At 60.9% G+C, this 8,306-nt stretch carries 7 protein-coding genes; 5 read left to right on the top strand and 2 right to left on the bottom strand.

Features of this window, described 5'->3' with window-relative positions; translation table 11 throughout:
• Positions 1-184 precede the first annotated feature (184 nt).
• From AB4Z11_RS15100 to AB4Z11_RS15120, 5 genes are all read left to right on the top strand, one after another.
• Entirely contained in the window at positions 185-1,162 is a 978-nt protein-coding gene (locus AB4Z11_RS15100; protein WP_442026065.1) for a LacI family DNA-binding transcriptional regulator, read from the top strand.
• A 74-nt stretch (positions 1,163-1,236) separates the two neighbouring features.
• Positions 1,237-3,549 carry a glycoside hydrolase family 65 protein gene (locus AB4Z11_RS15105; protein WP_442026066.1) on the top strand — a complete coding sequence of 771 codons (2,313 nt, stop codon included), beginning with the start codon at positions 1,237-1,239 and terminating at the stop codon, positions 3,547-3,549.
• Positions 3,546-4,169: a beta-phosphoglucomutase gene (gene pgmB, locus AB4Z11_RS15110; RefSeq protein WP_442026067.1), complete on the top strand. Its 624-nt coding sequence runs from the start codon at positions 3,546-3,548 to the stop codon at positions 4,167-4,169. Before AB4Z11_RS15105 ends, pgmB begins: the two co-directional genes overlap by 4 nt.
• A gap of 31 nt (positions 4,170-4,200) precedes the next feature.
• Entirely contained in the window at positions 4,201-5,460 is a 1,260-nt protein-coding gene (locus AB4Z11_RS15115; RefSeq protein ID WP_442026068.1) for an MFS transporter, read from the top strand.
• Positions 5,460-6,476 (top strand): substrate-binding domain-containing protein, encoded by a 1,017-nt coding sequence (locus AB4Z11_RS15120; protein ID WP_442026069.1) that lies wholly within the window; start codon positions 5,460-5,462, stop codon positions 6,474-6,476. Before AB4Z11_RS15115 ends, AB4Z11_RS15120 begins: the two co-directional genes overlap by 1 nt.
• Here the strand turns inward: AB4Z11_RS15120 and AB4Z11_RS15125 are convergent.
• Positions 6,445-7,350: a hypothetical protein gene (locus tag AB4Z11_RS15125; protein ID WP_442026070.1), complete on the bottom strand. Its 906-nt coding sequence runs from the start codon at positions 7,348-7,350 to the stop codon at positions 6,445-6,447. The genes AB4Z11_RS15120 and AB4Z11_RS15125 overlap by 32 nt on opposite strands.
• A 116-nt stretch (positions 7,351-7,466) precedes the next feature.
• Positions 7,467-8,306 (bottom strand): methylmalonyl-CoA mutase family protein (locus tag AB4Z11_RS15130; protein ID WP_442026071.1); only part of this gene is annotated, 840 nt, incomplete at its 5' end.

The following is an 8,306-nucleotide window of genomic DNA, read 5'->3' on the forward strand; positions in this document are numbered from 1 at the left end:
GTCTTCATGTGGTGTCTCTTCTTTCGTGTTATGTGGTTCGGCTCCAAGGTCTAATCATTGAAACAAGAAATGATATCGATGTCAATCAAAATGATATCGATGTCATTTTTTGCGACACATTGGAAAATGGCGAATAAAACCTGTCATAATGCATCCGCCGAACCGTTTCCCAACTGAGTGATTGATGGCTGTGAACAAAACAATGGAAGATCTCGCCAAGCTGGCCGGGGTCTCGAAAATCACTGTATCCCGTGCGCTGCGCGACAGCCCGCTCGTGACGGAAGAAACACGGCAGAAGGTTCGTGCCATTGCCGAAGCTCAAGGTTATCGCTTCAATGTGAGCGCTCGCAATTTGCGCATGGGCCGTTCTTATTCGGTGGCGGTTGTTGTAGAAATGACACCCGCCAAGGGCCGGCCGATGTCCGATCCTTATCCGATGGAATTATTGGGCGGCATTACGCAGGAGCTGACCACGGCCGGCTACAGCGTGGTGCTGACCTCGAAACAGCTGCTGGATACAGCCCCGGTGCAAGGCGCGGATGGCTTGATCCTGCTGGGGCAGGGTTCGCACGGCGAGGCGGTGAAGACGCTGCAGAAAACCGGCCTGCCGCTGGTGGTGTGGGGCGCGCCCGAACCGGGCTCCAGCAGCATCGTGGTGGGGAGTGACAACCGCAAGGGCGGCGCCAGCGTGGCGCACCGCTTCATCGAGCTGGGCCGCAAGAAGCTGGTCTTTCTCGGCGACGTGGACCATGCGGAGGTGCAGGAACGCTGCGCCGGCTTCATCGATGAGATGGGCGGGCAGGGTACCGTGCACATCATCCGTCCGAAGGCCTTCACCTTCGAGGCGGGCTTCGACTGCATATCGGCCCTGCTGAAAAAGAAGGGCCAGGCCTTCGACGGCGTGTTTGCCGCCAGCGACTTGCTGGCGATGGGCGCGATCCGTGCGCTGGCCGAACGTAACCTGCGGGTGCCGGAGATTGTTTCCGTCATCGGCTACGACGACACGCCGGGCGCGGCCAGTTTTGTGCCGCCGCTGACCAGCGTGCACCAGTATCTGCGCGACGGCGGTGTGCTGTTGGCGCGCAAGATGCTGGACTTGATGAACGGCCAGCCGGTGACGTCCGAGACGCTGCCGACCACGCTGACCGTCCGCCAGACCTGATTTCCCGTTGAAAGCTTAAACGATAACGACACGCCGCGAATCCAAACCGGTTTGAATCGCGCAAAAGGACGAAGATGCAACATACCTACCCACTCGATGCCTGGTGTATCCGCGAAACTGCCTTCGATACGGCGTCCAACTTCCTGGACGAGACCCTGTTCGCTCTCGGCAATGGCTACATCGGCTTGCGCGGCACGCTGGAGGAGGGCTATTCCGGCCCGGCCGGCACTTCGCTGGATGGCAGCTACCTGAATGGCTTTTACGAGTCCGAGCCGATCACTTATCCCGAGGCCGCCTACGCGCTGGCCAAGACCAACCAATTCATGCTGAACGTGCCGAACGCGAAGGGCGTGGCGTTGTGGCTGGAAGATGAGCGCTTCGACATGCTGACCGGCCAGGTGGAAGACTACGAGCGCAAGCTGGACTTCCGCACCGGCGTGCTGGAGCGTTCGCTGGTCTGGACTTCGCCGCAGGGCCGGCGCGCGGCGATCCGCACGCGCCGCCTCGTCAGTTTCGCCAACAAGCATCTGTTCGCGATCGAGTTTGCCGTCACGCCGCTGAATTTCTCGGGCGAGGTGAAGCTGGTGTCGTCGATCGATGGCGCGGTGAAAAATCAGGAAGCGGGCGATGATCCACGCGTGGGTAGCGCCGTGAGCGGCCCTGTGCTGCATCTGCTGGGCGCCGAGCTGGAGCCGAATTTTTGCGCGCTGATTCAGCGCACGCACAACAGCGGCTTCATGCTGGTGTCCGCCGCGCTGAACGACATCAGTGCACCGCACGAGCAGGGCGCCGCGCAGGACGAACTGCGCCTCGAACAGATCTATGTGGTGCCTGCGACGCAGGGTAGCGAAATCCGCCTGCACAAGTACGGCAGCTATTACAGCTCGCGCGACTATGCGGAAGGCGAACTGCCGCAGCGCACGCGCGACACGCTGAACGCCGCACGCGCCACTGGCTTCGAGGCGCTGGTCGCGGAACAGGCCGGCTACCTCGCCGACTTCTGGGCGCAGGCCGACGTGGAAATCGCTGGCGACGACGCACTTCAGCAAGGTATCCGCTTCAACCAGTACCACCTGCTGCAATCGGTGGGCCGCGATGGCAAGACCAATATCTCCGCCAAGGGCGTGACCGGCGAGGGCTACGAAGGCCACTACTTCTGGGACACCGAGATCTACATCTTTCCCTTCTTCCTATACAACAAGCCTGAAATCGCGCGCAAGCTGCTGGAGTACCGCTACGCCGGCCTGCCGTTCGCGCGCGAGCGTGCGCGCCAGATGTCGCACACCAGGGGCGCACTCTACCCCTGGCGCACGATTGCAGGTGAAGAGTGCTCGGCCTACTTCCCGGCCGGCACCGCGCAGTACCACATCAACGCGGACATCGCTTACTCCATCAAGCTGTACATGGAAGCGACGGGCGACGAATCCTACCTGCTGCAATACGGCGCCGAGATTGTGATGGAAACCGCGCGCATCTGGACCGGCATCGGCAGCTACAACCGCGACGGGCGTTTCGTCATCAACGAAGTCACCGGACCGGATGAATACACAGCGCTGGTCAACAACAACTACTACACCAATGCGATGGCGCAGATGCACCTGAACTTCGCCGCATCCATCGCCGAGCGTCTGTCGTCGCAGAATCCGTCCGAATTTTCGCGCATCGCGGCGGCCGTGCAGCTGGATGCAAACGAGCCTGCATCGTGGCGCCGTGCAGCGGACCTGATGCTGCTGCCTTACGACGAAACGCTGAAGATCCACGAACAGGACGACAGCTTCCTGTCCAAGAAAGTGTGGGACTTCGCCAACACGCCGAAGGAAAACTATCCCCTGCTGCTGAACTATCACCCGATGGTGATCTACCGCCATCAAGTCTGCAAACAGGCGGACGTGGTGCTGGCGCTGCTGCTCCTGAGCGACCAGTTCACGCTGGAAGACAAGAAGCGCGACTTCGACTACTACGAAGCGGTGACCACGCACGATTCTTCGCTGAGCTCCTGCATCTTCAGCATCATTGCCTCCGAAGTGGGCTACCACGACAAGGCCTACGACTACTTTATGGAGACGGCGCGTCTCGACCTCGACGACACCCACGGCAACACGCACTACGGCGTGCATACTGCGGCGATGGCTGGCACCTGGATGGGCGTGGCTTACGGCTTCGCCGGCATGCGCGTGGTAGAGGGCGATGTGAGCTTCGCACCGACGCTGCCGAAACAATGGCAGCACTACCAGTTCAAGATTCATCTGCATGGCTGCCTGCTGCAAGTGCGCGTCAGCGCCGGCAAGACCGAATACAAGCTGCTGCACGGCGACGTGCTGGCCTTCACCCACCGCGGCGGCCGCGTTGAAATCAGTGCCGCGTCGCCTCTCAAGGAACTGCCATGAAAGCTGTCATCTTCGACCTGGACGGCGTGATTACCGACACCGCCCGTTATCACTACCTCGCCTGGAAACGCCTCGCCGAATCACAGGGCGTGCATTTCGATGAAGCCTTCAATGAGCACCTGAAGGGCATCGACCGCATGGGTTCGCTGGACCTGATTCTTGCTTCGTCTTCGCGTTCATACACGCAGGACGAGAAGCTGGCGCTGGCCCACGAAAAGAATGAGCACTATAAAGAGCTGATCGCCGCCATGTCCCCCGACGATCTGCTGCCCGGCGCCGTGGCTGCGCTGGATGCCTGCCGTGCTGCTGGCCTGAAGATCGGCCTCGCCTCGGTCAGCAAGAATGCCTTCAGCGTGCTGGATATGCTCGGCATCACCGGCAAATTCGACTACGTGGTCGATGCCGCGACCATTGCGCGCGGCAAGCCGGACCCGGAGATTTTCCTGAAGGCCGCGCGCGAGCTGGGCGTAGATCCAGCCGACTGCATGGGCGTGGAGGATGCCGTGGCGGGGATAGCCTCGATCAAGTCCGCCGGGATGTATGCCTTAGGTATCGGCGACCCGCAAGTGTTGCGGCAGGCCGACAAAGTCATACCAAGCCTCGCGCAATTTTCGCTGTAAGCCATAACAATAATAACGATGGAGACAATGAATGAAAAACCAGCGCATCCGCTATATCCTGTTCCTGATCTACTTTAACTTCGCCATCCTGCTGAACAGCGTGGGCACGGTGATCCTGCAGGTCATCAACAACTACAGTGTGAGCAAGTCCGCCGCCAGCGTGCTGGAAGGCTTCAAGGATTTGCCGATTGCGGTCGTGTCCTTTCTGGTGGCCTCTTTCCTGCCGCGGCTGGGCTACAAGAAAGCCATGCTGATCGGGCTTGCGATTGTCACCGTGGGCTGCCTCGCGATGCCCATGGCGCCGAGCTTCCTGACCACCAAGCTGCTGTTCCTGTCGGTGGGCGTGTCGTTTGCGCTGGTGAAGGTGTCGGTGTACTCGACGGTTGGACTGATTGCGGAAGACCGCCGTCAGCATGCCGGCATCATGAATTCGCTGGAAGGATTCTTCATGATCGGTGTGCTGTGCGCCTATTGGGTCTTCAGCTTCTTTATCGATTCCGCCAATCCGAAATCGCAAAGCTGGCTGCACGTATACTGGGTGCTGGCTGGCCTGTGCGTGCTGACCTTCGTGCTGCTGCTGACCACGACCTTCGACGAACACCTTGCCGTGGCGCCCGAGCAGCGCAGCCTGTCGCAGGATTTCGCCGCCATGCTCAAGCTGTTCTTCAAGCCGCTGGTATGCGTGTTCGTGATCACGGCCTTCCTGTACGTGCTGATCGAGCAAAGCGTGGGTACCTGGCTGCCGACGTTTAATAACGAAATCCTGAAACTGCCCGCGGCAATGAGCGTGCAGGTCACCAGCATCTTCGCAGCCTGCCTGGCGGTGGGGCGCCTGTCGGCCGGTGTGCTGATGCGCCGGCTGAACTGGTATCCGGTGATGAACGCCTGCCTGATCGGCATGGGCGCCATCGTGCTGATCGCGCTGCCGATGACGCACGACGTGGTGCTGGGGCCAAACGTCACCTGGTCGAATGCGCCGCTGGCCGCTTTCCTGTTCCCGATGATTGGCCTGTTCATGGCGCCGGTATACCCCGGCATCAATTCGGTGATGCTCAGTTCTCTGCCCAAGCACCAGCATTCCGCGATGACCGGCCTGCTGGTGATCTTCTCCGCGCTGGGCGGCACCACGGGCTCGCTGATTACCGGCTATGTGTTCGGCGCCTTCAGCGGTCACACCGCGTTTTACCTGACGCTGGTGCCGATCACCGTGGTTCTCATTACCTTGTACTTCTTCAAGCGCGCGGTGGATGGCGCAGATGATGGGCTGAACGCGTCCGCTATAATTTTGTAATGAACCTGAAGCGMCTCGCCGACCAACTCGGCATGTCCAAGACCACCGTGAGCCGTGCTCTAAACGGCTATCCGGAGGTGAGCGAAGTCACGCGCGAGCGTGTGCTCAAGGCTGCACGCGAGGCGGGCTATCAGGCGAATCCCATGGCGCGCAGCCTGGCGGTTGGGCGCAGCAATGTGCTGGGGATTATCTATCCGCTGCTACCTGCGGATCTGGGCGATGCGATGTTCCTGAGTGTGGTGGGCGGCATGTCCGAAGCGCTGGAAGCGCGGGCCATGAATCTCATCATTGCGCCGGTGTCGCCGGCCAATGAAATGCCCTCGTATGAGCAGATGGTGCGCGGCAAGCGCGTGGATGGGTTGGTGGTCAGCCGCACGCTGGTGCACGATGAGCGCATTGCCTACCTGAGCCGCGCCGGCTTCCCCTTCATCGCTCATGGCCGCACATCGCTCGATGCGCCTTATGCGTGGTTCGATTACGACAACGAGGCAGGCATCCGCATGGCCGCGGAACGCTTGCTGTCGCTGGGACATCAACGCATCGGTATGGTCAGCGCGCCATTGCAGATGAACTTTGCTGCCCAGCGCCGCGCGAGCTTCCTGGCGACGATGGCCGCGGCGGGCTTGCAATGCGATCCGCGCTGGCTGGCGGAAGACAGCATCGACCGCCGCAGCGGCTACACAGCCATGCAGCAGCTGCTGGCGTGCAGCCCGCGCCCGACGGCGGTCATCGTGGACAACCACCTTGCCGGCGTTGGGGCCGTGCGGGCGCTGCTCGACGCAGGTCTACGCATCGGCGAAGATATTTCGCTGATCGTCTGGGGCAGCCTGGCCGATGCCTTGAGCGACATCGACGTCACCACCATCGACCAGCCGCGCGCGCGCGAAGCGGGGGCCAGGATGGCGGTCATGCTGCAGGCGCTGGTGGAAGGTGCGCCAGCGGCTTCCCTGCAAGAGCTTTGGCAACCCGCGCTGCTGGCAGGAGCTACCGTGGGTAGGCCAGTATCAAACGGTTGATGTAGCGGTCGAATGGCGGCCAGCCCTTGTAGGGTTGCGGTTCGTAGACGTAGGCAAAGCTGCGGAACAGCGAATACTGGATTTGCAGCATGAGGCGCGGCTTCTCCGTCGGCCGCTGACCCTTATGGATGCCCGCCGTATCGACCGCGAAACCGAAACCACGCTGGCCCATGGCCACGATCAGATTCTCCCGGCCATATTGCTGTTCGACTTCGCTGTCGCTTTGCGTATGCAACCGCATTGTCGCACCGGATTTGTGGGTGGATCGCACGTAGACGTGCGGACCATCGCCGGCGCTGACATCGGTCAGATATACCAGCACTTTCAGATAGCGCCAGTCTTCAGAATCGCGATGAAATTGCTGCAGGTCGCGTTGTACGGTTACGGCAGGGAAGGACCAGCGCAGACCCAGTTGAGAAATCGTTGGCTTACAACCGATATAACTGGATGCCATTTCCAGCAGGCGGCGATCATTGGCCAGTTCCAGGATGTGCGGACTGCCGATGATATCGCCCAGGCTGTATTCCGACAGCCGCGCGTGAGGCGGGACGTTGCCGATCGTGTAGCCGGAAGCGCCATCGCCACGGCCTGTCAGTTTCTTGTCCGAGAAGTAGCCATGGATCTCCGCGCACTGGCGGTCGGATAACAAGGGGCCGAGTTCTGCATAGCCTTCGCTGCGCAGAGAGTCGACAAGCTGGTGCTGCGCAAGCGCTGCAGGCTTGGGACCGCTGCCCTGCCGAATGCGTATCCATTGCCGGAACACCGACACGCAAGCGCGGCGCAAGTGCGGCGCCACAACAATGCGCTGCAGATAGTAGAGAAAGCTGTTGATGGGCCGGAAGCCTTGCCCTGGGGTGAGGCGAGCGTATCGCATGGCAGCTCCTCGGAGAGGTATCTTCTCCGAGAATAGCGAGTTGCCCACTACCTCATATTGCGTTAGATCAGAGCTTGAACGGCGCGGGAGGAGCGAGCCTCCCGCGCGTTATGGACTTACATATTGCGGCGATACTGGCCGCCAACTTCGAACAGCGCGGTCGTGATCTGGCCCAGCGAGCAGACGCGGGCAGCGTCCATCAGCTTGGAGAACACGTTCTCGTTGTCGATGGCTGCCTTCTGCAGCGCGGCCAGGGCGGCTGGCGACTTGTCGGCGTTACGAGCGTGGAATTCTTCCAGGCGCGTGAGCTGCGACTGCTTTTCGTCGTCGGTGGAACGGGCCAGTTCGATGGTGGCCGGGGCTTCCGAACCTTTCGGATTGCGGAAGGTGTTCACGCCGATGATAGGCAGCGAGCCGTCGTGCTTCTTGTGCTCGTACAGCAGTGACTCTTCCTGGATCTTGCCGCGCTGGTAGCCGGTTTCCATCGCGCCCAGCACGCCGCCACGTTCGGCGATGCGTTCGAAMTCCTGCAGCACGGCTTCTTCCACCAGGTCGGTCAGTTCTTCGATGATGAAGGCGCCCTGATTCGGATTCTCGTTCTTCGCCAGGCCCCACTCGCGATTGATGATCAGCTGGATCGCCAGTGCGCGGCGGACGGATTCGTCGGTCGGCGTGGTGATCGCTTCATCGTAAGCGTTGGTGTGCAGCGAGTTGCAGTTGTCGTAGATCGCGATCAGCGCCTGCAGCGTGGTGCGGATATCGTTGAAGTCGATCTCCTGCGCGTGCAGCGAGCGGCCGGAAGTCTGGATGTGGTACTTCAGCTTTTGCGAACGGTCATTGGCGCCGTACTTGTCCTTCATCGCCACAGCCCAAAGACGGCGTGCCACGCGGCCCAGCACCGTGTATTCAGGATCCATGCCGTTCGAGAAGAAGAACGACAGGTTCGGCGCGAAGAC

It is taken from the genome of Pseudoduganella sp. RAF53_2 (assembly GCF_052113985.1).
GTDB lineage: Bacteria > Pseudomonadota > Gammaproteobacteria > Burkholderiales > Burkholderiaceae_D > Rugamonas.

Bases quoted from the DNA above. Each gene is read 5' to 3' on its own strand.
- AB4Z11_RS15100 (WP_442026065.1), top strand. From the start codon at position 185: ATGGCTGTGAACAAAACAATGGAAGATCTCGCCAAGCTGGCCGGGGTC.
- AB4Z11_RS15105 (WP_442026066.1), top strand. From the start codon at position 1,237: ATGCAACATACCTACCCACTCGATGCCTGGTGTATCCGCGAAACTGCC.
- pgmB (WP_442026067.1), top strand. From the start codon at position 3,546: ATGAAAGCTGTCATCTTCGACCTGGACGGCGTGATTACCGACACCGCC.
- AB4Z11_RS15115 (WP_442026068.1), top strand. From the start codon at position 4,201: ATGAAAAACCAGCGCATCCGCTATATCCTGTTCCTGATCTACTTTAAC.
- AB4Z11_RS15125 (WP_442026070.1), bottom strand. From the start codon at position 7,350: ATGCGATACGCTCGCCTCACCCCAGGGCAAGGCTTCCGGCCCATCAAC.